General features: G+C 63.8%; 26 protein-coding genes. 7 read left to right on the plus strand and 19 right to left on the minus strand.

What is annotated here, in order from left to right; translation table 11 throughout:
* Positions 1-20 precede the first annotated feature (20 nt).
* The 6 genes from AC1Y2B_RS03620 to AC1Y2B_RS03645 all read right to left on the minus strand — a co-directional run bounded on the left by AC1Y2B_RS03620 (position 21) and on the right by AC1Y2B_RS03645 (position 6,618).
* Positions 21-809, minus strand: coding sequence for an FAD binding domain-containing protein (locus AC1Y2B_RS03620; RefSeq protein ID WP_482251690.1), 789 nt, complete (start codon positions 807-809; stop codon positions 21-23).
* An 11-nt stretch (positions 810-820) separates the two neighbouring features.
* On the minus strand, positions 821-3,196 hold the full coding sequence (locus AC1Y2B_RS03625) for a xanthine dehydrogenase family protein molybdopterin-binding subunit (RefSeq protein ID WP_482251691.1): 2,376 nt from the start codon (positions 3,194-3,196) through the stop codon (positions 821-823).
* Positions 3,197-3,208: 12 nt separating this feature from the next.
* Positions 3,209-3,694, minus strand: coding sequence for a (2Fe-2S)-binding protein (locus AC1Y2B_RS03630; RefSeq protein WP_482251692.1), 486 nt, complete (start codon positions 3,692-3,694; stop codon positions 3,209-3,211).
* 43 nt (positions 3,695-3,737) lie between these two features.
* The gene (locus tag AC1Y2B_RS03635; RefSeq protein WP_482251693.1) at positions 3,738-4,277 is read right to left on the minus strand and encodes an SRPBCC family protein; all 540 of its coding nucleotides are present in this window, start codon (positions 4,275-4,277) and stop codon (positions 3,738-3,740) included.
* 173 nt (positions 4,278-4,450) lie between these two features.
* Positions 4,451-4,867 (minus strand): DUF4864 domain-containing protein, encoded by a 417-nt coding sequence (locus tag AC1Y2B_RS03640; RefSeq protein WP_482251694.1) that lies wholly within the window; start codon positions 4,865-4,867, stop codon positions 4,451-4,453.
* Positions 4,868-5,037: 170 nt separating this feature from the next.
* Entirely contained in the window at positions 5,038-6,618 is a 1,581-nt protein-coding gene (locus tag AC1Y2B_RS03645; protein ID WP_482251695.1) for a lysine--tRNA ligase, read from the minus strand.
* A 105-nt stretch (positions 6,619-6,723) separates the two neighbouring features.
* Here AC1Y2B_RS03645 and AC1Y2B_RS03650 point away from each other — a divergent pair, with 105 nt between their 5' ends.
* Positions 6,724-7,149: a tellurite resistance TerB family protein gene (locus AC1Y2B_RS03650; protein WP_482251696.1), complete on the plus strand. Its 426-nt coding sequence runs from the start codon at positions 6,724-6,726 to the stop codon at positions 7,147-7,149.
* Positions 7,150-7,184: 35 nt separating this feature from the next.
* Here the strand turns inward: AC1Y2B_RS03650 and dacB are convergent, their stop codons facing one another.
* From dacB to AC1Y2B_RS03665, 3 genes are all read right to left on the minus strand, one after another.
* Positions 7,185-8,672: a D-alanyl-D-alanine carboxypeptidase/D-alanyl-D-alanine endopeptidase gene (dacB, locus tag AC1Y2B_RS03655; protein WP_482251697.1), complete on the minus strand. Its 1,488-nt coding sequence runs from the start codon at positions 8,670-8,672 to the stop codon at positions 7,185-7,187.
* 61 nt (positions 8,673-8,733) lie between these two features.
* The gene (locus AC1Y2B_RS03660; protein ID WP_482251698.1) at positions 8,734-9,738 is read right to left on the minus strand and encodes an aromatic ring-hydroxylating oxygenase subunit alpha; all 1,005 of its coding nucleotides are present in this window, start codon (positions 9,736-9,738) and stop codon (positions 8,734-8,736) included.
* Positions 9,739-10,350: a nicotinate-nucleotide adenylyltransferase gene (locus AC1Y2B_RS03665; protein ID WP_482251699.1), complete on the minus strand. Its 612-nt coding sequence runs from the start codon at positions 10,348-10,350 to the stop codon at positions 9,739-9,741.
* A 139-nt stretch (positions 10,351-10,489) separates the two neighbouring features.
* On the opposite strand from AC1Y2B_RS03665, the gene AC1Y2B_RS03670 reads away from it, so the two are divergent.
* From AC1Y2B_RS03670 to AC1Y2B_RS03680, 3 genes are all read left to right on the plus strand, one after another.
* Positions 10,490-10,963, plus strand: coding sequence for a GNAT family N-acetyltransferase (locus AC1Y2B_RS03670; protein ID WP_482251700.1), 474 nt, complete (start codon positions 10,490-10,492; stop codon positions 10,961-10,963).
* Positions 10,964-11,039: 76 nt separating this feature from the next.
* Complete coding sequence (gene ettA / locus AC1Y2B_RS03675) at positions 11,040-12,695, plus strand: energy-dependent translational throttle protein EttA (protein WP_482251701.1); 1,656 nt, start codon at positions 11,040-11,042, stop codon at positions 12,693-12,695.
* 46 nt (positions 12,696-12,741) lie between these two features.
* Positions 12,742-12,966 (plus strand): hypothetical protein, encoded by a 225-nt coding sequence (locus tag AC1Y2B_RS03680; protein WP_482251702.1) that lies wholly within the window; start codon positions 12,742-12,744, stop codon positions 12,964-12,966.
* An 84-nt stretch (positions 12,967-13,050) separates the two neighbouring features.
* On the opposite strand, the gene AC1Y2B_RS03685 is transcribed toward AC1Y2B_RS03680, so the two are convergent.
* The 3 genes from AC1Y2B_RS03685 to AC1Y2B_RS03695 all read right to left on the minus strand — a co-directional run bounded on the left by AC1Y2B_RS03685 (position 13,051) and on the right by AC1Y2B_RS03695 (position 14,620).
* The gene (locus tag AC1Y2B_RS03685; protein ID WP_482251703.1) at positions 13,051-13,224 is read right to left on the minus strand and encodes a CsbD family protein; all 174 of its coding nucleotides are present in this window, start codon (positions 13,222-13,224) and stop codon (positions 13,051-13,053) included.
* Positions 13,225-13,626: 402 nt separating this feature from the next.
* Positions 13,627-13,977, minus strand: coding sequence for a COG4315 family predicted lipoprotein (locus AC1Y2B_RS03690; protein ID WP_482251704.1), 351 nt, complete (start codon positions 13,975-13,977; stop codon positions 13,627-13,629).
* A gap of 229 nt (positions 13,978-14,206) precedes the next feature.
* Entirely contained in the window at positions 14,207-14,620 is a 414-nt protein-coding gene (locus AC1Y2B_RS03695) for a universal stress protein (RefSeq protein WP_482251705.1), read from the minus strand.
* Between the two features lie 317 nt (positions 14,621-14,937).
* On the opposite strand from AC1Y2B_RS03695, the gene AC1Y2B_RS03700 reads away from it, so the two are divergent.
* Entirely contained in the window at positions 14,938-15,144 is a 207-nt protein-coding gene (locus AC1Y2B_RS03700) for a cold-shock protein (protein ID WP_482251849.1), read from the plus strand.
* Positions 15,145-15,197: 53 nt separating this feature from the next.
* Here the strand turns inward: AC1Y2B_RS03700 and AC1Y2B_RS03705 are convergent, their stop codons facing one another.
* Positions 15,198-15,647 carry a hypothetical protein gene (locus AC1Y2B_RS03705; protein WP_482251706.1) on the minus strand — a complete coding sequence of 150 codons (450 nt, stop codon included), beginning with the start codon at positions 15,645-15,647 and terminating at the stop codon, positions 15,198-15,200.
* Between the two features lie 168 nt (positions 15,648-15,815).
* Here AC1Y2B_RS03705 and AC1Y2B_RS03710 point away from each other — a divergent pair, with 168 nt between their 5' ends.
* Both AC1Y2B_RS03710 and AC1Y2B_RS03715 read left to right on the plus strand, forming a co-directional pair.
* Positions 15,816-16,739 (plus strand): alpha/beta hydrolase, encoded by a 924-nt coding sequence (locus tag AC1Y2B_RS03710; RefSeq protein ID WP_482251707.1) that lies wholly within the window; start codon positions 15,816-15,818, stop codon positions 16,737-16,739.
* Complete coding sequence (locus tag AC1Y2B_RS03715; protein WP_482251708.1) at positions 16,736-17,482, plus strand: class II aldolase and adducin N-terminal domain-containing protein; 747 nt, start codon at positions 16,736-16,738, stop codon at positions 17,480-17,482. The genes AC1Y2B_RS03710 and AC1Y2B_RS03715 overlap by 4 nt, the downstream gene beginning before the upstream one ends.
* A gap of 54 nt (positions 17,483-17,536) precedes the next feature.
* Here the strand turns inward: AC1Y2B_RS03715 and AC1Y2B_RS03720 are convergent, their stop codons facing one another.
* From AC1Y2B_RS03720 to AC1Y2B_RS03745, 6 genes are all read right to left on the minus strand, one after another.
* Positions 17,537-18,370: an alkaline phosphatase family protein gene (locus AC1Y2B_RS03720; protein WP_482251709.1), complete on the minus strand. Its 834-nt coding sequence runs from the start codon at positions 18,368-18,370 to the stop codon at positions 17,537-17,539.
* Entirely contained in the window at positions 18,371-20,002 is a 1,632-nt protein-coding gene (locus tag AC1Y2B_RS03725; protein WP_482251710.1) for an ABC transporter ATP-binding protein, read from the minus strand.
* Complete coding sequence (locus AC1Y2B_RS03730; RefSeq protein ID WP_482251711.1) at positions 19,995-20,810, minus strand: ABC transporter permease; 816 nt, start codon at positions 20,808-20,810, stop codon at positions 19,995-19,997. The genes AC1Y2B_RS03725 and AC1Y2B_RS03730 overlap by 8 nt, the downstream gene beginning before the upstream one ends.
* Complete coding sequence (locus AC1Y2B_RS03735; RefSeq protein ID WP_482251712.1) at positions 20,807-21,763, minus strand: ABC transporter permease; 957 nt, start codon at positions 21,761-21,763, stop codon at positions 20,807-20,809. Before AC1Y2B_RS03735 ends, AC1Y2B_RS03730 begins: the two co-directional genes overlap by 4 nt.
* Before the next feature lie 22 nt (positions 21,764-21,785).
* A complete protein-coding gene (locus AC1Y2B_RS03740; protein WP_482251713.1) occupies positions 21,786-23,375 on the minus strand; it encodes an ABC transporter substrate-binding protein in 1,590 nt (529 codons plus the stop codon).
* A 141-nt stretch (positions 23,376-23,516) separates the two neighbouring features.
* A complete protein-coding gene (locus tag AC1Y2B_RS03745) occupies positions 23,517-25,556 on the minus strand; it encodes a CocE/NonD family hydrolase (RefSeq protein WP_482251714.1) in 2,040 nt (679 codons plus the stop codon).
* Positions 25,557-25,589 lie beyond the last annotated feature (33 nt).

Consider the following 25,589-nt stretch of genomic DNA (forward strand, 5'->3'; position numbering starts at 1 on the left):
CTGCCCTGATCTCAACCCTGTCAGCAGGCCGAAACCGCCCGCCCGGTCATCACCTTGACCAGATTGGCGCGGTACGCTGCCGTGCCGTGCAGGTCGTGGATCATGTCGGTCGCGTCGACCTTCAACCCTGCCAGCGCCGCTGCCGAGAAACTGGCCGTCAAGGCCGCCTCGGCCTCGGTCCAACGGAACACGCCGTTGTTCGACGCTCCGGTGATCGCCACCCGCACCGAGCCATCCGCCGCCTGCGCGACAAAGGCCCCGGTCAGCGCGAAACGGCTGGCCGGTTGGTTGAACTTGGCATAGGCCGACCGCTTCGGGATCGGGAATTCCACCGCCGTCACGATCTCGCCCTCTTCCAGCGCGGTGGCGAACATGCCTTGGAAGTAGTCATCCGCCGCAATCCGCCGCTTGGACGTGATCACGGTGGCACCAGACGCCAGCACGGCCGAGGGATAGCACGCCGCCGGGTCGTTGTTGGCGATCGAGCCGCCAATCGTGCCCCGGTTGCGCACCGCCGGGTCGCCGATGCCCCCGGCCAGTGCGGCCAGGCCCGGAAACACCGCAGCCGCCTCGCGGGCCACCACGGCATGGGGCGTCGCCGCCCCAACCCACAGCGTCGATCCGTTGACCTTGACGCCCTTCATCTCGGCAATCCCGGTCAGGCTGACCAGAACCTCCGGCGTCGCCAGCCGTTGCTTCATCGTAGGTGTCAGGGTCTGCCCGCCCGACAGGGCCTGCGCCCCCTCGGCCGACAGGGCTTTGACCGCTTCAGCGACGCTGACAGGTTTCACAAACTCGAAGTTTTGCATCTGATCCTCCCTCAGGCGTTCATCGCCGCCCAAACGCGCGACGGCGTCAGGGGCATGTCAATATGGGCAACCTTGCGGCCCGCCCGGTTCAGAGCATCCAGCACCGCGTTGACCACCGCCGGAGGCGAGCCAATCGCCCCCGCCTCGCCGCAGCCCTTCACGCCCAGCTTGTTGTGGCTGCACGGCGTGATGCAGGAATGGTCGACCGTGATGAAGGGCGCATCGTCGGCGCGCGGCATGGTGTAATCCATGTAGCTGCCCGACAGAAGTTGGCCGTTTTCATCATAGACGCCGTGTTCCAGCAGGGCCTGACCGATGCCTTGCACGACACCGCCATGCACCTGACCGCGCACGACCATCGGGTTCATCACGTTGCCGAAGTCATCCGCACAGGTAAAGGCCAGCACGTCCACCTTGCCGGTGTCTGCATCAACCTCGACCTCGCAAAGGTACGCCCCAGCCGGATAGGTAAAGTTGGCGGGGTCGTAGAACGCGGTTTCTTCCAGACCCGGCTCCAGCGTCGCCAGCGGATAGTTGTGCGGCACGTAGGCCGAGAAGGCGATCTCGCCAAAGGTCTTCGAACGGTTGGTCCCCGACACGGCAAACACGCCATCGGTGAAGATAATCTCCGCCTCGGTCGCTTCCAGCATATGCGCGGCAATCTTCTTGCCCTTCGCAATCACCTTGTCCGCCGCATTGGCCATCGCCTGCCCGCAAACTGCCAGCGAACGAGACCCATAAGACCCCATCCCGAACGGGATCTTCGCGGTATCCCCGTGGACGATATCCACCGATGACATCGGAATCCCGAACATCTCCGAGATGATCTGCGCAAACACCGTCTCATGGCTTTGACCATGGCTGTGGGCGCCCACCATCACCGACACGTTGCCAGTGGGGTTCACCCGCACCGTCGCCGCATCGTACAGACCGACCCGAGACCCCAAAATCCCGACCAGGTTCGACGGCGCAATCCCGCAAGCCTCGATCCAGGTTGAAAGCCCCAGACCGCGCAGCTTGCCCTTCTTGGCGCTTTCAGCCCGGCGCTTCTCAAACCCGGCCACGTCGGCCAGTTCAATCGCCTTGTCCAGCGTGGCGTGGTAATTGCCCACGTCATAGGCCAGCCCAACCGGCGTCGTGTAGGGGAACATGTCGGTGGTGATGAAGTTCTTCCGGCGCACCTCGAACGGGTCAAGACCCAGTTCCCGGCACATCTGGTCGACGACACGCTCCAGCGAATAGGTCGCTTCCGGGCGTCCTGCGCCGCGGTACGCATCGACCGGCGCGGTATTGGTGAAGACCGTCTTCACGTTCACATAGACATTGGGCACCTTGTAGGGGCCGGCCATCAGCGTCCCGTGCAGGAAGGTCGGCGTCACGGTCGAGAAGTTCGACAGATACGCCCCCACGTTGGCCAGTGTCTCGGTCCGGAAGGCAATGAAGGTGCCGTCAAGTTCCGTCGCCAGCTCGATCTTCGTCACATGGTCGCGGCCATGCGCATCCGACAGGAAGCTTTCGGACCGTTCCGCCACCCATTTCACCGGCTTCTTCAGCTTCTTGGCGGCTGCCAGAACCAAGGCCTCTTCGCCGTAGTGATAGATCTTGGAGCCGAAACCGCCGCCCACATCGGGCGCCACGACCTGCAGCTTGTTCTCCGGAATCCCCAGCACAAACGCGGCAACCAGCAACCGCGTCAGGTGCGGGTTCTGGCTGGTCGTGGTCAGCTTGTAGTCACCCGTGCCCGGATTGAACTCGCCGATCGACGCCCGAGGCTCCATCGCGTTCGGGATCAACCGGTTGTTGATCAGTTCCAGCGTGGTGACATGCGGAGCAGCCTTGATCGCCGCATCCACCTTGGCGCGGTTGTCCTCGATCCAGCCCCAGTCAAAGCACTGGTTGTCGGCGATCTCGTCATGCACGCGGTTGGTGGTGTCCGCCAAAGCCGCCGCCATGTCGATGATGGCCGGCAGTTCTTCGAAGTCCGAAGCATCCGCCAAGGCCTGCGCCGCATCCTTGGCTTCCATATAAGATTGCGCGATCACGGCGGCGTAAGCGTCGCCCACATGCCGCACCTTGCCATGCGCCAGCACCGGGCGCTTGGGCTCTTTCATCGGCGAGCCATCGCGCGAGCCGATGAACCAGCCCGCGGGGTTGCCGCCCACGTCCTTGAAATCCTCGCCGGTGAAGACGGCCAGCACGCCCGGCATGCCTTCTGCCGCAGCCACGCCCACCGACTTGATCCGTGCATGCGCCATCGTGCTGCGAACAAAGACCGCATAGGCCTGTCCATGCACGTCTATGTCATGCGTGTAATTCCCCGCGCCCGTCAGGAAGCGGATGTCCTCGGTCCGTTTGACCTCAGCGCCAATCCCGTGATCTTTCGCCATATCCGTCCCCCCTTATTCGGCTGCGACGGCTGCGACGTCCTGCCCGGAGGCAGCCATCACGGCCTTGACGATGTTGTGATAGCCGGTGCAACGGCAGATGTTGCCCTCCAGCCCGTGGCGCACTTCGGCTTCCGACGGCTTGGGATTGCCCGCCAGCAGGGCTGCCGTAGACATCACCATGCCCGGCGTGCAGAAGCCGCATTGCAGGCCGTGGTGATCCTGAAACGCCTGCTGGATCACGCCCAGACTGCCATCGGCATTCGCCATGCCCTCGATCGTGGTCACCTTGGATCCCGCCACGTCCTGCGCAAAGACCGAGCAGCTTTTCACCGCCACCCCGTCGACATGCACGACACAGGCGCCGCATTGCGAGGTGTCGCAGCCGATATGGGTGCCGGTCAGGCTAAGCCCCTCGCGCAGAAAGGCGGACAGAAGCGTGCGCCCCTCGGTCTCGGCCGAGACGGTCTTGCCGTTCACGGTCATCGTCGTTTTGGTCATCGTTTCCTCCCTGAAACTTTTTTCAGTCCAGCATCTCGACGGTTCAGCCGATCAGACGGCGGAACCAGCCCTTTTTCGGTGCGTCTTCCGCACCCTCGGCCGAGCCTTCGGCCGGGGCGGTTTCTTCTGCGGGGGCCTCGGCCGGGCCCTCGATGGCGGTCTGGAAGCGGTTGAAAAACTCCTCCGCCAGGTTCTTGGCAAAGCCGTCAATGATGCGGCTGCCCAGTTGCGCGATCTTGCCGCCAACGCTGGCATCGACGTCATAGGTCAGCCTGGTGCCGCCGTCCTGCGGCGCCATCGTCACAAAAGCGCCGCCCTTGGCAAAGCCCGCAACGCCGCCCTTGCCCTCGCCCGTGATGCGCAGCGACGTGCCCTCCACGATGTCCGACAGCGTCACCGTGCCGGTGAACCGCGCCTTGACCGGGCCAACCTTCTGGACAACGACCGCCTCAAAGCCATCCGTCGGGTTTCCTGTCAGGCTTTCGCAGCCCGGCACGCAGGCCCGCAGCACGTCCGCATTCAACACCGCAGCCCAGACCGTCGCAGGATCTGCGTTGATATGCCGTTCCTCGGCAAGCTTCATGAAACCCCTCCCTGGGCGTCCTGTGCCTATGGCCCCACCCTTGACGCGGAATCATTCCGTTGCGTCAAAGGGTCAGGTTCAGACATATCCTTGCCCGATGGGGAGGAACCTGTCGACAGGATTGACAGCCACCTGTCGCAAATCTGAGACACATCCGCGCAGATTGTGCAGGCTCAGGCGCCGACGTCAGGGGCCTGCTGCATTTGCACCGCGTTGATCAGCCAACCATCAGGGCCTTCAACCATCTGATAATCCATCAGAAAACTCTGCCCCTTGCCATCGGTGACCCGAACCCGCTGCCACCAGGCCCCGCCGATGAAACGCAGGTCCTGCATTTCAACCTGGGCAGGGTGCCAGACCATCGGATAGCCCTCGCGCACCATCTTGCCGAAGTTTTCCGGCGTGCCGAACAGGTCGTGAATGGTGGGCGAGGCATAGGTGAACGCCTTGGCGAAATCATCCGCCTGAAACGCCTCAATCTGGGCGCGGATCGTGTCTTGAATGGGCGTGCCCTGATTGGGCGCGTCCTGCGCTTGCGCGCGTGCGGCAGACAGCACAAGGAGGATGCAAACCATGAAGATGCGCAGCATGACGGCCTCCGATGAGGGGTGTATCGCCATGATACGCAAGAACCGGCCCGACAGTTTCATCCTCGTCGCAATTATTTTGCAGCCGGGGCGCGCTCGGCGGACCCGGCTGGGGGGCATTCTGCCCCCCAGACCCCCCTGAGGATATTTGGAGAAGGCGAGGGGAAAGAAGGTCAGGCGGCCAGGTCGCCCGCCAGCGCCTTGTCGATCAGGCCAATGGTTTCGGGCACACCGTAGAGGGCGATGAACCCCCCGAAGCGCGGGCCTTCACTGGCGCCCATCAGCACCTCGTACAATGCCTTGAACCAGTCGCGCAGTGGGTCGAATGCGTGGTCCTTGCCGACCGCGTAACAGGCGTTCTGCAGGGTTTCCTCATCGGCGTGACCTTCCCAGGCGGCCAGCCGCGCGCGCAGGTCCAGAATGGCGGCGCGTTCCCTTTCGGTGGGCAGGCGGTAGGTGCGGTTGGGTGCAATCTTGTCGTTGAAGTAGCGCAGCGCGAAGCCTGCTGCCGCATCCAGATCGGGGTGGGTGTCCGGGCTGGCATCGGGGGCGTATTTCCGGATGAACCCCCACAGCCCGGCCGCATCCTTGGCCCCCGCCACCGAGGCCAGGTTCAACAGCATGGCGAAGCTGACCACCATCTTCGACGCGGGCACCTTGCCGCCGTGGATGTGGAACACCGGGTTGTTCAGCTGCTGGTCCAGATCCTGCGTCGGATAGGCCTTCAGCTGCTGGTGGTATTCATCCACCGCCTTCGGGATCACATCCCACCACATCCGCTTGGCCGTCTTGGGCTTGAGATACATGAAATACGACAGGCTCTCGGTCGAGGCATAGGTCAGCCACTCGTCAATCGTCAGTCCGTTGCCCTTGGATTTCGAGATCTTCTGGCCCTGTTCATCCAGGAACAGCTCATAGGTCATGTGGTTGGGCTTCTTGCCGCCCAAGGCCTCGCAAATCCCGTCATAGATCGGCGTGTTGGTCGAGTGGTCCTTGCCATACATCTCGAAATCCACATCCAGCGCCGCCCAACGGGCGCCGAAGTCGGGCTTCCACTGCAGCTTCACATGGCCGCCGGTGACCGGCAGGGTCCATTCGCGGCCATCCTCGTCGTCGAAGGTGATCGTGCCATCCTTGGCGTTCACCTCCTTCATCGGCACATACATCACGCGCTTGGTCACAGGATGGATCGGCAGGAAGCAGGAATAGGTCTGCTGGCGTTCTTCGCGCAAGCTGGCCAGCATGATCGCCATGATCGCGTCATAGCGTTCGGCGCAGCGCAGCAGAACCTCGTCGAACTGGCCGGATCTATAGAATTCGGTCGCCGAGATGAATTCGTACTCGAACCCGAAGGTATCCAGGAAGCGGCGCAGCATGGCGTTGTTGTGGGCGCCAAAGCTGTCGAACTCGCCGTAAGGGTCGGGCACCGTGGTCAGGGGCTGCTGCATGTGCTGACGCAGCATCTCTTGCTGGGGCACGTTCTCGGGCACCTTGCGCATCCCGTCCACGTCATCCGAGAAGCAGATCAGCCGCGTCGGAATGTCCGAGATCACCTCGAAGGCGCGGCGGATCATCGTAGTCCGGGCCACCTCGCCAAACGTGCCGATATGCGGCAGGCCTGACGGGCCATAACCCGTCTCGAACAGGACATAGCCCTTCTCGGGGGCCTTGTGCTCGTAGCGTTTCAGCAAAGCCCGGGCCTCTTCGAAGGGCCAGGCTTTCGACTTCAACGCGGCGTCACGCAAGGCGCTCATGGGCGGATCCTCCAACAGGGGGCCTGTGCGCCCCGAACCCCCGTCCTCTATTGCCGCCCCGGTCCGACGTCAATATTGTCAGGGCTTACCCCGAAAGGAAGACCCATGCCAGACAGCCTGCCCGCCTCGATGTCCGCCCCCGATGCGCTGATTGCGGTGATGATCGCCGTCTCCGCCTCGGACGAGCAGATGCGCACGACGGAACTGGTGGCCATCCAGCGCATCGTCTACCACCTGCCGGTGTTTGCCGGCTATGACAACGACCGCATCCGGGTGATCGCCCAGACGGTGTTCGACCTCTTCGAAGAGGAAGACGGCCTCGCCGCCCTGTTCGGCCTGATCCGCGATGCCTTGCCCGAACGGATGCACGAAACCGCCTATGCGCTGGCCTGTGACGTGGCCTCCGCCGACGGTACCCTGCACGAGGTGGAGCTGCGCATGCTCGAAGAGGTCCGCGAAGAGCTGCAGATCGACCGCCTGCACGCCGCCGCCATCGAATGGGGCGCCCGCGTGCGCCACCTGCGGCCCTGAGGCGCCCGTAGGGTGGGGTTTTACCCCACCCTGCCTCACACCATGCCGGCCCAGCGGCTCAGCAGCGCGCCCTGCATGCCGCGCGCCCGGCCGACCCAGCCCCGTTCCCCCGGTGGCTTCTCGCGCTCGGCCACTGGCACCGCCTCGCGCCGCGCCGGATCGGCCGAGAAGATCGCGAAGGCCAGATCGCGCCCCGAGGGCGGCTCGATGAACCCCACAAGCCCCGAGACGAAGTTCAGCGTCCCGCTTTTTGCAAACACCCGCACGGCGCCGCCCTTGCCGGCCTGACCCTCTTCGCGCCGCACGCCGATCTCCTTCAGGATGCTGCGCAGACCGGCGCCCGAGGGCTGCTTCTCTCCCGCCATGATCGCCCGCATCATGCCGCCCGGCGTCACCCGCGATGCAGCGCCCAGCCCCGAGTGGTCGACGAACTGCGCCTGCAGCCCCAGGGCGTCCTGCGCCCAGGCCTGCATGGCCGCCGCCGAGTCGCGCAGCGCCGGCGCGCCGGATGACGACAGCCCCACGGTCTCGGCCGTGATGTTGGTGGAAAACTTCAGCATCTCGCGCAGGACGCCGTCCAGATGCCCGCTGGGCCAGGTCAGCAACGGTGTTGCATTGGCCGGCAGCGTGGTGATCATCTGCGCCTTGGGCAGCACGATGCCCTGCGCGCCGCACAGGGTGACGAACACCTCCGTCACATAGGCCGCGACATGGCGCACCGGCAACCAGCGGCTGCCCGCCCGCGCCAGCGAGGCCCTTGCCACCGTCCAGCTTTCGCCCATCGCATCGGAATAGGTGAACAGGGGCAGATCCGCCTCCGCAATCGCGGCCGTGATGCCCTGAACCGGCGGCACAAAGCGCCCGCCCCGCGCGGTCATCTGCAAGGTGGCGCCGCCCTTGGTCCATTCCAGATTGACCCGGTTGAAGTTCAACGACAGGCCCGACAACCCCGGATCGTAATCCACCTGAATGGGCTGCTCCTCGGTGATCCGGTCGAACGAGGGCAGGGCCCCCGCATAGACCAGGAAGTTCCCGTTCACCTGCTTCAACCCGCCGCGCGCCAGCGCCGCCACCATGTCGCCCAGCCGGTCGGTGTCCAGCGTCGGATCGCCGCCGCCCGCCAGAATCAGGTCGCCGTCCAGCCGTCCCCCCGTGACCGGACCGGTTGCCAGCACCCGTGTGTTGAACACCGCGTCCGCCCCCAGATGGTCCAGCGCGTAAAGCGAGGTGATGGTCTTGGCCACGCTGGCCGGCGGCACCTGCACATCCGCATTGAAGCTTTCCAGCACCTTGCCCGTCGCCACCTCGGCCACGCAGAACCCGGTCACCCCGGTCAGGTTCGCCGCCGCCACCAGATCCTGCGGATCGCGCGCAACCGGCGCAGCGGCGGCCTTGTGCGGAACGGCAGCCTTGTGCGAAACGGCGGGCGCCTTGGCCTTGCGGGTCTTGCCCAGGGCCGGCGCCGCAAGGGCTGAAGCCAGCCCGCCCAACATCCCGCGCCGTGTCCAATCGTTCAAAGTCATCGCCGTCTCCTGCATCTTGCGCGCCAGAGTTATCCTGTTCCCGCGCCCGCAAGCAACTGGGTCACAGCCCCAGAACGCTGGCCACCTTGCCCTGAAAATAGGCCACGCCCCGCTCGTGGCGCGGTGACAGCGGACCCGGAGAATAGGCCCCCGTGGCATAATTCTTCTGGGTTTCGACGCAGACTTCAAAATCCTCCCGCACCACGCCCAAGGTGCCCTGAATGGTGCGCTCCCGCTCGGCCGCATGGGCGTCAGAGGTGTCGGCGAAGTAGAAGTTGTAAATCAACTCGGTCCGGTTCTCGTCGATCGGGTTGATCCGGCTGGTGTTCATCCCCCCGGAAAACAAGGATAAAGTCCAATTCGGCCACATCCACAGCCATTTGCCCCGATACCACAACCCATCCTTCGGCGGTGCCGTCATCCGCACCAGCCCGTCATGCGCCGAGGTCTCGAAAGCGTCGAAGTCAATCGCCGCGTGGAACGCCGGATGGATACCGGGGATATGCAGCCCCTCCACAAAGTTATCGGTGTAAATCTTCCAGTTGGCGTCAAACACCATGCGCTCGGTCCGCACCGGGACATAGCTTTCGATCGGCTCCTCCGCCAATTCCGCCACCGTGTCGCCCAACTGCGCGTGCAGTGCACACGCAGGTTTGATCGCCACAAAGACCAGCCCGCGCCACGTGTCGATGCTGATCGGCTCCAGCGGCCAATCCTTCATGTCAAAGCCCGGCTCCTCGCCGTACCAAGGCGCCTTCAGCAACTCCCCCGCGTCCGAGAATTGCCACTGGTGATAGGGGCAGCGGATCGGCCCGCAGGTCCCCTCGCCCTCGGGCAGCAACCGCGCCCCGCGATGGCGGCAGACATTGCGAAACGCCCGCAGCACCCCGTCGTTGGACCGGACCGCAAACACCTTCATCCCGGCAATCTCGGTCGCCACATAAGACCGCCGCTCGGCCAGCTTGGCCACCGGCCCCAAAAGCTGCCACGAGGTGGCAAACAGCTTCTCGCGTTCGGCCAGAAACACCTCGCGCGTCACATAGACCTTCGGATCAATGTTCAGCATTCATTTCCCCTTCCGCACCCGCCACTCGCCCCTTGCCCGGATCGCACTCGACGACGCCGCATGCAGCGGCATGTTCACAAAACACCACGCCGGCGGCGCCCTGTCCCCCAAGCCCTCGGCCCTCGCGACCTCGGAACTGCGAAACGCCCGCGCCGCCACCGACATCCGTGCCGCCAGCCCCGCCCCCGGTCGCGCCATCACCGCAACCGGTACCCGCGCCATGATATCGCGCCAAGACCGCCAGCGATGGAACTGCACCAGATTGTCCGCCCCCATCAGCCAGACGAACTTCACCCCCGGATACAGCGCCTGCAACTTCCGAATGGTATCAATCGTGGCCCGCGTCCCCAACCGCGCCTCAAGGTCGCTGACCACGACCCGAGGATCATCCCCCAGCATCGCCCGCGCCCGTTCGATCCGCGCCGCCATCGGCGCCGGCTGCCGCGCCTTCAGCGGGTTGCCCGGCGACACCAGCCACCACACCCGGTCCAGCCCAATCCGCCGCAACGCCTCCCGCGTGATGTGCACATGCCCCTCATGCGCCGGGTCAAACGACCCGCCCAACAGGCCCACAACCATGCCCCGATACGCTGGCGGAAAGCCCTGAACCATCCTGAAGCCTGCCCCCCTGCTTTTGCCCCATGTTTCAGGGGCTTGCTTGCAGGGTCAAGGTGAAATGCAAGCAAGCCCCTGGCTTGCCTTTGCATGGCCTCTGGCTAGTCTTGGCGCGACCCCAGACCGAAAGCCCGCGATGTCGTCCGCCTCCCCCATCACGATCCGATCCGCAGACCCCGACGATCCCGCCGCCCTCTGGTGCTTGCGGCACTACTTCGACCTGCTGGCCTTCAAGATTGACGCCGTGACGGCAGAGCTTTTCCCCCTGCCAGACCCCCATGCCGACACGTACCGCCCGCCGCAAGGCCAGTTCCTGATCGCCTGGCGTGACACCAAGGCGCTTGGCTGCGTCTCCCTCCGCCCGCTGCACGCCACCACGGCCGAGGTCAAGCGCCTGTGGGTCGCCCCCCATGCCCGCGGCCAAGGCCTCGCCCGCCGCCTGATGGCCGCGATCGAATCCCAGGCCCGCACCTTGGGCTACACCCACCTCAAACTCGACACCAACGCCGCCCTGACCGAAGCCATCGCCCTCTACCAAAGCGCCGGCTGGCAGAAAACCGCCCCCTATTCCGGCTTTCCCTCGACCCATTGGTTCGCCAAGGCCCTGTAACCGTTGCAGCGCTGGCCCCTTGTCGCTACATACGCGCCAAACCTTCTTTCCCCAAGACCTCCCCCGGAGCACGCACATGGCCAACTATCAATACGTCTATCACATGGACAACGTCTCCAAGGCCTACCCGGGCGGCAAGAAGTGCTTCGAGAATATCAAGCTGAACTTCCTGCCCGGCGTGAAGATCGGTGTGGTGGGCATCAACGGTTCCGGCAAATCCACCCTGCTGCGCATCATGGCGGGCATCGACAAGGATTTCACCGGTGACGCCTGGGCCGCCAAGGGCGCCCGCGTCGGCTATCTGGCGCAGGAACCGGTGCTGGACCCGACCCTGAACGTGCGCGACAACGTGAAACTCGGCTGCGCGTCCAAGGTTGCCAAGCTCGACCGCTACAACGAACTGGCGATGAACTATTCCGACGACACTGCCGACGAAATGTCCCGGCTGCAGGATGAGATTGACGCCGAAAACCTCTGGGACCTCGACTCCCAGATTGACGTCGCGATGGAAGCCCTGCGCTGCCCGCCCGATGACGCCGATGTGGAATCCCTCTCCGGTGGCGAACGCCGCCGCGTGGCGCTTTGCCAACTGCTGCTCGACGCCCCCGACATGCTTCTCCTCGACGAACCGACCAACCACCTCGACGCCGAATCCATCGCTTGGCTGCAACAGCACCTGATCGACTACAAGGGCACCATCCTCGTCGTCACCCACGACCGCTATTTCCTTGACGACATCACCGGCTGGATTCTGGAACTCGACCGCGGCCGCGGCATCCCCTACGAAGGCAACTACACCGCCTGGCTGGAACAAAAGGCCAAACGCGCTGCCCAAGAAGCGCGCGAGGACAAGTCCAAGCAAAAGGCGATGGAGAAGGAACTGGAATGGATCCGCGCCGGCGCCCGCGCCCGTCAGGCCAAGCAGAAGGCCCGTATCTCCAAGTATAACGAGATGGCAACCCAGACCGTCCGTGAACGCTCCACCTCCGCGCAGATCATCATCCCGAACGGCGAACGCCTCGGCGGCAAGGTGATCGACGTCGTCGGCCTGAAGAAACACATGGGCGACCGTCTGCTGATCGAAAACCTGTCCTTCACCGTGCCCCCGGGCGCCATCGTCGGCGTCATCGGCCCGAACGGCGCCGGCAAATCCACCCTGTTCCGCATGATCACCGGGCAAGAGCAACCGGACGAGGGCACCATCACGCTGGGCACCACTGTCCAACTCGCCTACGTCGACCAATCGCGCGATGCTTTGGCCCCCAACAAAACCGTCTGGGAGGAAGTCTCCGGCGGCGCCGAAGTCATCAAACTCGGTGATTTCGACATGAACTCCCGCGCCTATTGCGGCGCCTTCAACTTCAAGGGCACCGACCAGCAGAAGAAAGTGGGCCTCTTGTCCGGCGGTGAACGCAACCGCGTCCACATGGCCAAGCTGTTGAAATCCGGCGGCAACGTCCTCCTCCTCGACGAACCGACCAACGACCTTGACGTCGAAACCCTGCAAGCCTTGGAAGCCGCCATCGAAGATTTCGCCGGCTGCGCCGTGATCATCAGCCACGACCGCTTCTTCCTCGACCGCCTCTGCACCCACATCCTCGCCTTCGAAGGCGACGCCCATGTGGAATGGTTCGAAGGCAACTTCGAGGCGTACGAGGCGGACAAGGTCCGCCGCCTCGGCCCGGACAGCATCGAGCCGACCCGGGTGAAGTATAAGAAATTCACGAGATAAGGGAAAAGGGCGGGGCGACCCCGCCCTTTGCGCTTCGAAGGGTACAATGGCCTGGGAAGAGCATTTCAATACCCGCCGCTGGGGCAGGGTCTCTGACGCCGTCCTCGTGCTGCGCCTGACCTGCCTGATCCCCGCTTGGATCTTCGGGTTGCTTCAGGTCTGGAAAATCGGCGTAGTCCCGCTCGCAATCGGGGCGTTGAGCGGGACATTCATGTGCGGCGTCCAGGTCATGCGCTGGGGCTCCAAGATGCTCGACGACAGCCAGCCATAGGGTGCGTGCTCGCACGCACCGCAACGCCGGCGAAAAGGTGCGTGACATCACGCACCCTACCGTAGGTTTGGGCCTGCCCCGCTCCTACTTCCCCTTCACCGCATCCTTGATGCCGCCGACGGCGTTCTGCACTTTGCCTTCAACCTTCTGCGCCTGACCCTCGGCTTGCAGCTTGCTGTCCCCAATCACCTTGCCGACGGCCACCTTGGCCTTGCCCGCCACAACCTTGGCCGAGCCTGCGATCCGGTCCTTGTCCATCTGTCATCTCCCATCGCACGGTGTGTGCCGGATCAGACTACGCCCTGGCCATGCCCTTGCGCCAATTCAGGTTAGCGTTCCGCGGGCCCACCGCAGTGGGGCGGAACCGTTTTCGCCCGCGCGGCGTTGTCCTGCCGCACCAAAAGGAGGTCCCCATGAAAGGCATCATCGCCTGGCTGCTCGGCGTTCCGCTGATCGTCATCATCGCGCTTTACGTCTTTCACATCTTCTGAGACGGCAGCGGGCGTTGCGTTAACCGCAAGGTGCGGCACGGTCTGTAGCTACGCAAACCCGACGCAAACCTGACGGGAAACCGACGCAAAAAAGACGGGGCGAAACGGCTGAAGTCCCTAGTTAACCACGGAAATTCCGCCGATTCGCCCCGTTGCGCTCAGGTCTTCATCATTCCTTAATCACGTGCCACACGCCGCCCATGCCATCGCCGTTGACATCGCCCGGCTTCTTGTCGCCGGCGAAATAATACATCGGCTTGCCGTCATAGGCCCATTGCTTGGTGCCGTCGGTGCGGTCGACCGAGGTCCAGCCCTCGGTCAGCTTGTCGTCGGCCTTGCCCAGATAGGGCGGCCATTTGGTGGCGCAGGCGTCATAGCAGGCCGACACGCCGCCCTTGTCTTTGTCGAAGATATACAAGGTGTTACCCTTGGCATCCATGATCATCCCCGCCATCGCGGCCAGGGTCGAGCCCAAAAGCGCGGTGGCAAACAGCGTGGTCAGCAGCGTCATGCGAGTCATCAAATTTTCCCCCCGGCGGAAAAACGCTCCGCCGCAGCGTGGCGGGATCAACCGGTCAGGCCCCGGTCTCGCCAAGGACAGCGCCCCAAGCGGCGCCTGTCGGGCCAAGGGTACCGGATCGGGCGGGGTATTGATCCAGACCTTAGTCTGACGACCTTGTCACGATGTCGCGATGACAAAGGGGCCGGCCCAAAGGCCAGCTCCGAAGGATCAACGTGATATCAATGACTTAGCGCGCAATGGTGACAGAGCAGTGCGCCCGTCCCGCCACATCGGCGGCAACCGACCCCAAGACCAGACGGGACAATCCGCGCTTGTCGCCGGTGCCCATGACGATGTGATCGACCTTGTTCATCTCGGAATAGGCGACGATCCCGGTGGCGGCCTCGCGGTCAATCACGATCGCGGTGCCGGCAGGGGTAACGCCCTTGGCCTTGGCAATCGCCGTGCCATCGTCGAGAATCTTCTGGGCGTCGGCGTCGCTCCAATGGTGGATCAAGGGACCACGGCCGCCGCCATGGGCGACATTCACCACGCACAGCAGCAATTCGGCCCCATATTTGGTGGCCAGATCCGCACCAACATCTACGGCATGGGCAGCATGGTCGGTCCCGTCGATCGGACACAGAATCCGGTGGGTCATGGTCTTCATCCTTCGCTTGAGCGGCCCTTGGGCCCTGCCACAACCTGCCTCAAATTTGGGCAACCGGCCTTGACTTGGGTCAATCCCCGCGTTGACCCACGTCAAGCAGGCGCCGTGGCCCTGTGCGGGAAGGTTCCGCTCCCGAAGGCGGTTCAGGATTTTTCTTGATTTGAGGCCCGCTTGCCCTCATATGAATCCCCGCGACGTTATCTCTATCGACCTGTCTGCCACCAAATTCGGCCACAGCATTCGATCCAAAGCTGACGGGGCCGGGCCGCCGCAATTACGCGGGCGGCAAAATGACAGGAGTGTTCACGATGGCCAAGGGCACCGTGAAATGGTTCAATGAAACCAAAGGCTACGGCTTTATCGCCCCTGAGGGCGGCAAGAAGGACGTGTTTGTGCACATCACCGCGCTGGAGCGCGCTGGTCTGCGCGGGCTGAAGGACGGTCAGGCTGTCAGCTTCGACATCGAAGCCGGCCGCGATGGCCGCGAATCTGCCACCAACATCTCGCTGGCCTGATCTGGCCGGCTGACGCAAAGGGCGCGTGCCGGTCCGGTGCGCGCCCTTCTCATTCAAGCCGCCAGATAGGCAAGCCTTTCCTGCAAGGCATGTTCAAAGCCTACCCGCAGCGACAGCAGCGACAAGGGGGCCCGCAGTTCCGTCGGGGCCATGCGGTCTTCCGGGAAGCTTTGCACGACGCAGTCCTTTGAGACCAGAATCACGGGGATACGCCCCTGAACCTGCGCCATCATCTTGACCGCCCGGCGCCCGCCTTCCAGACCATCGGGGATCGTGTTGTCGCAGTTCAAGACCAGCATGCCGTAGCCGATCGGATCATCGATCACTTCCGACAGGGCGGTGAAAAGCTCGTCGATGACCTCAACCCTCGCGCCAAGGCTGGCCAAACGCCGCGCCACGGCGCCATTCGCACCGTCCGCACAACACAAAAGCACGCGCACGCCGAAGCCTGCCGGGATCGCATCGTGGTCATTGAAGGAATGGATCGCGTTCATGGTGGTCACTTTCTGTTTCCATAGCAGCGGTCTAGCAACCCGATGGGGCAGCAATGAGGGCGAAGTTGGGCAGGATTGGTGCGCGCCTGCCTTGGGCTTGCCCTGTTGTCTCTCGGTCGGGTTTGCGCCAAAGTTGCCGGGCGCAGGCCAGACGCGCGGGGCCACCCCGGAGGTGCCATGGATTATACGACCCTGATCGACGCGCCGACCTGGGCCTTCATCAAGGCCAGCGAGGACGCCTATCCCCCCGATGCCGCTGGACTTTCAATCGCGCAGCAACGCGCCATTTACGACGCGATGTGCCGCAGCTTCCACCGCGGATACCCGGTCGGTGTCATGGCCGAGGATCGTCCGATCGCTGGTGTCCCCTGCCGGGTCTTCGCCGGGGCAGCGCCGGTGGTCCTGTATCTGCACGGCGGCGGGTTTGTGGTGGGCGGATTGCAAAGCCATGACGACGTCTGCGCCGAGATCCGCGCCGCCACTGGCCTGACCGTGGTCTGCGCCGACTACCGCCTGTCACCCGAACACCTGCACCCGGCCGCTCTGGATGACGCACTGGCGGTGGCCCGGATCTTGGCGGCGGATGGTCCGATCCTGCTGGCCGGCGACAGCGCAGGCGGCAACCTGTGCGCCGCCTGCGCCCATGTCTTGCGCGACGCGCCCGCCGTGCGCGTGCTGGGTCAGGTGCTGATCTATCCCGGCTTGGGCGGAAATATTAACGCGGGCAGCTACTTGGCCCATGCCAATGCCCCGATGCTGACCCGTGACGATGTGCTGTTTTATGCGGGCATCCGGCACGCTGGCACGGCTCCGGCGGCAGATCCCACCGTCTCGCCCCTGCAGGACACCAGCTTCGCCAATCTGCCACCCACGGTCACCTTCGGCGCCGCCTGTGATCCCTTGTGCGATGATGCCGGGGCCTATGCCCAAGCGATCCGCGCCGCCGGTGGCCGGGCTGTCAGCTTTCTCGAGCCCGGCCTCGTTCACGGCTATCTGCGCGCCCGCCACACCGTGCCCCGCGCCAAGGCCAGCTTTGCCCGCATCACAACCGCCCTGTCCGCCCTCGCTCAGGGGGACTGGCCTTTCGGAGACGCCCCATGAACCAACACGCCAACCTGACCCACTGGACCGAACGCACCGACATGGCCGCAGCCTTCCGCTGGACGGTGAAACTGAACCTGCACGAGGCGGTGGCCAATCACTTCTCCCTCGCCGTCAACCCCGAGGGCACGCGGTTCCTGATCAACCCGAACGGCCGCCATTTCAGCCGGATCACCGCCTCGTCCCTGGTGGAAATCGACGCCAACGACCCCAAGACGATGGAGCGCCCGGATGCGCCCGACCCCACCGCCTGGGGTCTGCACGGCTCGATCCACCGCGCCTTGCCGCATGCGCGCTGCGTGATGCATGTCCATTCGATGCACGCCACGGTTCTGGCCAGCCTTGCCGACAGCACCCTGCCGCCGATCGACCAGAACTCTGCGATGTTCTTCAACCGCCATGTCGTCGACGGTCACTACGGCGGCATGGCCTTTGGCGACGAGGGTGCACGCTGTGCCCAGATGCTGAAAGACCCGAAAATCACCACGATGATCATGGGCAACCACGGCGTGCTGATCATCGGGCAAACCGTGGCCGAAACCTTCAATCGCCTGACCTATTTCGAACGGGCGGCCGAGACCTATATCCGCGCCCTGCAAACCGGCCGTCCGCTGCGGGTTCTGTCAGATGACGTGGCCGAGAAAACCGCGCAGGAATGGGAAGCCTATCCCGGTTTTGCCAACTTTCACCTTGCCGAGATCAAGGCGATCCTCGACGAAGAGGGCGCGACCTACGCCCGATGACGATTTTTCGTACGAAAAATCACCTCACGAATTTTCGTACGAAAATTCTTGTCGTCAGACTGACAGGAACCCCGGGGCCTTCATCGTCTCCGGCACCCTCACCCCCAACCGAGCGAGGATCGTCGGCGCCAGCGCCAGCTGATCGAGCACCACATCCTTGCCGGGCCCCTCTGCCGTGCCAAAGTAATACAGCGCAAACTCGCGCTGCAATTCGGTGGTGCCGCCATGATGTCCGCGCGCATCCTGCCCGTGGTCGGCGGTCACGATGACCTCATAGCCACCGGCGCGCCACCGGGCGAGGAAACCCGCCAAAGCCTCGTCCATCCGGTAGCAGGCGTCGTCCATCTGCTCGCAGTCGTGGTAGAAGCGATGGCCCAGGCTGTCCAGCGTGCAGGTATGCAAGATGCCGTAATCAATGCCTTTTCTCTCGCATAACATGGTCAGCGTGGCGAACAGATCGACATCCGCGGGCGTCATCTGATTGTAGCTGCTATCCCCGGTCATGGTGTGGAAGCGGCCATGGGTGATCGGGCCACCCGGCTCGTCATATTCCATGTCTTCCACCAGATCGAAGGGATACCGGTTGAAGAACTCCGACCAAAAGCTGTGGGTCACCGCCCCCGTCTTCAGCCCGGCCTTGGTGGCTTCGGAAAACACATCCGGAAACTCCAGACGCCGCCGCGTGACATTGCCCCAGATGCCATGCACCTGCGGCGCAAGCCCGGTGTGGATCGAGGCATAGCAGGTGCCCGAGGTCGAGGGCAGAACCGAGCGCATCTTCCACACCCGTGCCTCGCCGGATGCCACCCAACCTTCGAGATTGCCGAACAATCGACGCCAGTTGGCGTAGGGGACCCCGTCCAGAATGATCAGCAGAAGCTTCGCCATTCAGTTCCCTGCGCTTTCCATCTTGCGGCTCTTCAGCACGCCCTCCAGCCAGCCCAGCTTCATCTCGGGAACCGAGGACAAGAGAAGATCGGTGTAATCATCAAATGGCGGGGCCAGCACATCGGACTTCTGGCCATACCGCACGACCTCGCCACGATACATCACGGCGATCTTGTCGGCGATGGCTTTGACAGTCGCAAGGTCGTGGGTGATGAACAGATAGGCCACACCCTCCATGGCCTGCAGGTTCAACAAAAGCTTCAGGATCCCATCCGCCACCAGCGGGTCCAGGGCGCTGGTCACCTCATCGCAAATGATCAGCTTGGGCTTGGCTGCCAGCGTCCGGGCAATGCAGACCCGCTGCTTTTGTCCGCCCGAGAGTTCCGCCGGGTAGCGGTTTTCAAACCCCTTGCCCATCTCGATCTCTTCCAGAAGCGCCTGCACGCGGGCGCGCTTGGCCTCGCCTTTCAGGCCGAAATAGAACTCCAGCGGCCGCCCGATGATGGTACCGACCGTCTGCCGAGGGTTCATCGCGGTGTCGGCCATCTGGTAGATCATCTGCACCTCGCGCAGATCGTCCTTGCTGCGGTTGGCGAGATCGGACGACAATTGCCGCCCGGCAAAGGTGATCTGGCCAGCCGAGGCGGGCAGAAGCCCGGTGATCACCCGCGCCAGCGTCGACTTGCCCGACCCACTTTCGCCAACGATGGCAAGGGTTTGCCCTGCCGCCACATCGACATTCACATTCTTCAGAACGTCAAAGTTGGTGCCCCTGTAGCGCGCCGTCACCCCTTCGACCCGCAGAACAGGCTCCGCAGGCGCCTTCTCGGTATGGTCAATGCTGCGCACCGAGACCAGCGCCTGCGTATAGGCCTGCGCGGGCGCATTGATGATCCGGTCGGTGGAGCCGTATTCCACCGTTTTGCCGTGCCGCAGCACCATGATGTCATCGGCGACCTGCGCCACCACGGCAAGGTCATGGGTGATGTAGATGGCGGCGACGCCGGTGTCATGGATCGCCTCCTTGATCGCAGCCAGCACGTCGATTTGCGTGGTCACGTCCAAAGCGGTCGTGGGTTCGTCGAAGATCACGAGGTCAGGCTTGGGGCACAAGGCCATCGCCGTCATCGCCCGCTGCAACTGCCCGCCGCTGACTTGGTGCGGATAGCGGCGACCAAAACCCTCGGGGTTGGGCAGGCCCAGCTTGCGGAACAATTCCACCGCCCGCGCCTCGGCCTCGGGCCGTGACATGACCTTGTGCAGCAGGGCCGTTTCGATCACCTGCTCCATCAGCCGTTTGGCTGGGTTGAAGGCGGCAGCGGCGGATTGGGCGACATAAGTCACCTCTTTGCCCCGAAGCGCCCGCAAACCCTGCGCATCGGCCGTGCGGATGTCGCGCCCGTTCAGCAGCACCTGCCCGCCCGTCAACCGCACGCCGCCCCGGCCATATGACATGGCGGCCAGACCGATGGTCGACTTGCCCGCACCCGACTCGCCGATCAGCCCCAACACGCGGCCCTTCTGCAGCGAGACCGACACGTCATCGACCAGCACCAGATGCTTGGGCTTTTCACCGGGAGGATAGGCCGTCGCCTCGATCCGCAGGCCCTTGATCTCCAGCAAATCAGCCACCGCGACCTCCTTTGAGGCTCGATGTCCTCGACAGCACCCAGTCCGCCACCAGGTTGACCGAGATTGCCAACACGGCAATGGCCAAGGCGGGCATCAGGGCCGCTGCCTTTCCATAGACCAGACCATCCTTGTTCTCCCGCACCATTCCGCCCCAGTCCGACAGCGGGGGCTGGATGCCAAGGCCCAGGAACGACAACGTCGAGATGAACAGCACCGCAAAGATGAAGCGCATGCCGAACTCGGCCACCAAGGGCGACATCGCATTGGGCAGGATCTCGCGGAAGATGATCCAGCCCTGCCGCTCGCCGCGCAGTCTGGCGGCCTCGACAAAATCCATCACCGCGATGTCCGCCGCCACCGCCCGGCTGAGCCGGAACACCCGCGTCGAATCCAGCACGCCCATCACCAGGATCAGCACGGTCAGGTTCAACGGCAGCACCGACAGCACCACCAAGGCCACGATCAGCGAGGGCACCGCCATCATCAGATCGACCAGCCGCGACAGGCCCGTGTCGATCCAGCCGCCGCGCGTTGCGGCAAGGAACCCAAAGAAGGCCCCCATCCCGAAGCTCAGCAACGACGACACCAGCGCCACGAAGATCGTCACCGACCCGCCGTAGATCAGCCGGGACAGGATGTCGCGGCCGATCGTGTCGGTGCCCAGCCAGAACTTCGCCGACGGTCCCTCCCACACACCGCCCACGGCGGCATCAATCGGATAGGGCGCGATCCACGGCGCACAAACGGCGGCCAGCACGAAAGCCCCGGTCACCACGATCCCGATCAGGGCTGACAGCGGTATTTTCATTTCGGATGCCTCAGCCGCGGGTTGGCGATGATGCCGACAAGGTCAGCCAGGATGTTCAGCCCGATATAGACCGCAGCGAAGATGATCCCGACCGCCTGCACCACCGGCAGGTCTCGCTTGGCGACGTGATCCACCAGATACTGACCCAGCGCGTTATAGGAAAAAACCACCTCCACCACGACCACACCCACCACCAGATAGGCCAGGTTGATCACCACAACCGAGATGATCGGCGCAATCGCATTGGGCAGGGCATGGCGCCAAATCACCTGCATCGGCGACAGGCCTTTCAATTCCGCCGTCTCGATATAGGCCGATTGCATGACGTTCAGGATCGCTGCCCGCGTCATCCGCATCATATGGGCCAGAACCACCATCACCAGCACGATCACCGGCAGCGCCACCGCCTTCAGTTGCGCAAAGAACCCCATGCCGGGAAACACCATCGAGACGGGCTGAAAGATCGGAATGACTTGTGTCAGCAGGAAGATCACGAAATAGGCCGCCACGAACTCCGGCAGGGAAATCGTCGCCAGTGTGACGCCAGAGATCAGCTTGTCGGGCCACCGTCCGTTATATCGCGCGGCCAGCAGCCCCAATCCAATCGCCAAGGGCACCGAAATGACCCCGGCGCAGACGGCCAGAAACAGCGTATTGCCCAGCCGCTGGCCAATGGCATGGGCGATGTCCTGCTTGTTGGTCAGGGCCTTGCCCAGATCGCCCTGCAAGGCATGCCCCAGCCAGGTGAAATACCTTTGCCAGGCCGGCTCATTCAGCCCCAAAGACTCTCGCAGGTTCGCCAAGGCCTCCGGCGTCGCCGATTGGCCGAGGATCGCCTGCGCGGTGTCACCCGGCAGCATCTCGACCCCCAGAAAGATCACGACTGACACGGCAAGCAACAATATCAGGCCCAGCGCAATGCGCTGGACCACGAGTTTGAACAGGGGATGCATGAGGGCTCCTATAAATGGGGCCTCAGGCGTTCAGCCAGCACATGCTCAGCGCCTTGCCGTCCATCAGCGTGCCCGCCGGGTTGGCCACCCAGCCGCCCACTTCCTTGCGGCGACCTTCCACCCAGTCGTTGAACATGGGGCAGATCAGACCGCCGGTGTCGCGCACGATGTTGGCCAGCTCGCTGTACATCTTCTTGCGCTTGTCCTGATCCAGTTCCCCCCGGGCCGCGATCAGCACCTCGTCGAAGTGCTTGTCGACGAACTTGGTGTCGTTCCAATCCGCGGTCGAGAGGTAGGCGGTGGAATACATCTGATCCTGCACCGGACGCCCACCCCAATAGCTGGCGCAGAACGGCGCCACGTTCCACACGTTGGTCCAATAGCCGTCATCGGGCTCCAGCTTGACCTGCAGCGGAATGCCCGCCGCATTGGCCGAGGCCTGGAACAGTTGCGCCGCTTCGACCGCCCCCGGGAAAGCGCCCGGTGCGACCTGCAGGATCAAGGGAGAGCCGTCATGCCCCGACTTCTTGTAAGCCGCCGCCGCCGCCGCCGCATCGTATTCCCGCTGCGGGATCGAGTCGTCAAACAGCGGATAGGCCGCGTCAATCGGAAAGTCGTTGCCAACCGATCCCATGCCGCCCAGGATTTTGTCGACCATTTCCTTGCGGTTGATCGCCAGTTTCAAGGCCATCCGCAGGTCGTTGTTGTCATAGGGCGCCTTGTTGCACTCCATGATGAAGACGTAATGCCCCGGACCTGCGGCGCGTTCGATCACCACATTGCTGTCGCCCTTCAGCATTTCCACGATCTTGGGGTCGATCCGGGTCATGATGTGGATCTGACCGGCCTGAATGGCTGCGGTGCGTGCGGTGTTGTCGTTGATCGACAGCACTTCCACCTGATCGGCAAAGCCCCGGTTGCTGTCCCAATAGTTGGCATGCTTTTCAAAGGCGGTACGCACGCCCGGCTCATTCTCCGTGATCTTGTAAGGACCCGAGCCGATGCCCGCCGCCGGATTGTCGACACCGCCACCGGGCTGGATGATCAGGTGATAGTCGGCCATCAGGAAGGGCAGGTCGGCGTTGGCCGCGTTCAGCGTCAACGTGACCATGTCACCTTCGGCCTTCATCTCCTTGATGCCCTTGACCAGACCCAAGGCGCCCGACTGCGACTTTTCATCAGTATGGCGCTTCAGCGTGGCGATCACGTCATCGGCCGTCAGCGTGGCGCCGTTGTGGAATTCCACGCCCTTGCGAATCTTGAACTTCCACTCTGTCGCGTCCTTGTTGGACGAGATGTCCTCGGCCACCCGCAGTTCAACCTTGCCCTTCAGTCCAGCATCGACCAGCGTCTCCCCCCAGGTGGAGTTGATCATGAACGGCACGTCGGACGCGGCCAGCGCCGGGTCCAGAGAGTCGGTCGACTGCCCGCCCTGCACACCCGCCCGCAGCACGCCGCCCTTGACCGGCGTATCAGCATGGGCCGCCGTCGAAAGCATCGCCCCCGCCATCGCGGTCGACACGCCAAGGGCCCCGGCCCGGCCCACGAATTCCCGACGGTTCATCTTGCCGGCCGCGGTGAGGCTCAGCAGGTGGTTCAGTTCACTGGACATCTTCTTCTCCCTGTTTCGCTTCCCGGGTCCCCGGGTTTTTCTTGATTGCTGAATCAATAAAACGTGATTCTCCATTTGGACCAAGGACTATTTTCTCAGGCCCTTGCCGCACTCCCCGTCCCTGGCCAGACCGACCCAAGCTCAGACAAACCGGCGCTCGACGCTGTCATCCCAGACACGTTCAAAGACCACACGGTCTCCCTGCCAGGCGGTCAGTCTGGCAGTCATGCGCAGTTCGTCGGCCGAACATGTCATCTCCGCCTCCGCCTTGGTCCGCACGGCCCAAGTCCCGCGCGACAGTCGCTGTTCCCAGACATGCACCGCCCGGGCCGAAGTCGGATCGTTGGCGGCAATTTCCCACAGTTCGGACAACGTCTCGTCAGTGACCAGCCCGTGGTCCAAGTTCTCCAGATCGCCGGTGTCATCTTCGACGATCAGCCGATGCACGCCTGTCAGCAGGTCCGTTTCGATCCGCCGGCCCACCTTGCCGGGCCGCAGGACCCGATGCCTCCAGGGCGTCGCCGTCTCTGCCGGCGGCGGCTGCCATTCCTCCTCGGAACCCACATGCACCGGCAGATCCAGACTGCCGCCCGTCACCGTCAGAACGCCTGCCTCTGGCGAGGGCCAGACGAAGGGCCAGTACGAATTCGACAGGGCCAGCCGCAGCCGATGCCCCGCCGCCAGCCGATAGGCCATCTGGTCAATGGCAAAGGACACCTCCACCACCTCGCCCGGCACCAGGGGCTTGGGCTCCTCGCGGCTCTCCCGGTGACACAGGTTGAACATCCCATGCGCAATCCGCACCGAGGCGCCATCCGGCGCCACATCGCACAACCGCGCCACCACAAACCCCAGCGGCTTGTCCGAGGCCATCCGCAGTGTCAGCCGCGCCGCCCCCAGCAGCTCCAGCGGCGCCGCCAGCACATCACCGTCAAAGCACAGGCTCAGCGCATCATCGCCGCGCTGATCCCCCGGCATTTCGGCGTTCAGTCCCATCGGGAAGAACTCCCCCGCGTTCATCCCCAGATGCTGCGGCGAGGCAATCACCCCCGAAATGCTTTCCCCGTCACCCGGGCCCAGATACGCCACGGCGGGTCCCGAAGCCGTGCCCCCCACCGGCCTTGATGCCGCAGACTGCAATCCCAGAACCTTTCGCGACACCCGGGCCGAGGGCCAGACCCCCTCCGCCACCCAATGCCCCGCCCGGTGTTTCGAACTCGCATCCGGCGCCTGCGAGTGCAGCATATAGGCCCGATAGGCCGGATCATCCTCCGCCCCGTTGGCAATCCCTTTCAACCAGCGATCCCACCACCGCACAGCTTCCTGCAGAAACCCCACCTTGGGCCCTGGCACCGCCGTATGCGGATACTGGTGCACCCAAGGCCCGACAATCCCCTTGGCCCCCGGGACATTCTCCACGATGTGGCTTACCGTGTTCATGTAATTGTCGGCCCAGCCCCCCCAGACCAACACCGGCACCTGCATCCGCGCGTAATCTTCGCAGATCGAGCCGTGCTTCCAATAGTCCGACCGTTCCTGCAACTCCGCCCACCGCGGCGCCAGCCAAGGCTCCGCCTCCAGGCGTGCCAGCCACATCTCCCGCCAGTCGCTGCGCAGCATCGGGTCTGGCGGGCGGCTGGAATAAGACAGCATCACGGCCCCCCAGCCGAAATTTTCACCCAGCAGGCAGCCGCCCTTGTAGTGGATATCGTCGGCAAACCGATCGGTGGTCGAACAGACCGAGATCACCGCCTTCAGCGCCGGCGGCTGCAGAAACGCCGTCTGCAGGCAATTGAACCCGCCCCAAGACTTCCCCATCATCCCCACGGTGCCACTGCACCACGGCTGCTCCGCCAGCCACTCGATCACCTCGCAAGCGTCGGCCAGCTCCTGAATGGTATACTCGTCGGCCATCAACCCTTCCGAGTCGCCATTCCCCCGCATGTCCACCCGCACGCAGGCATAGCCATGGCCGGCCACGTAAGGATGCATCATCTCATCCCGGGGCAAAGTGCCGTCGCGCTTGCGATAGGGAATATATTCCAGCACCGCCGGCACCGGATGCGTCCCGGCATCCTCCGGCATCCAGACCCGCGCCGACAGACGGCAGCCGTCCGACATCACGATCCCCAGATCCGACTCTTCGACAATGCGGTGCGGGAACTCGGTGCGTATGGTCATTGGTGCCTCCCCAGACAGTGCCATGAGGCGGCA

The sequence above is a fragment of the Stagnihabitans sp. genome (assembly GCF_964946895.1).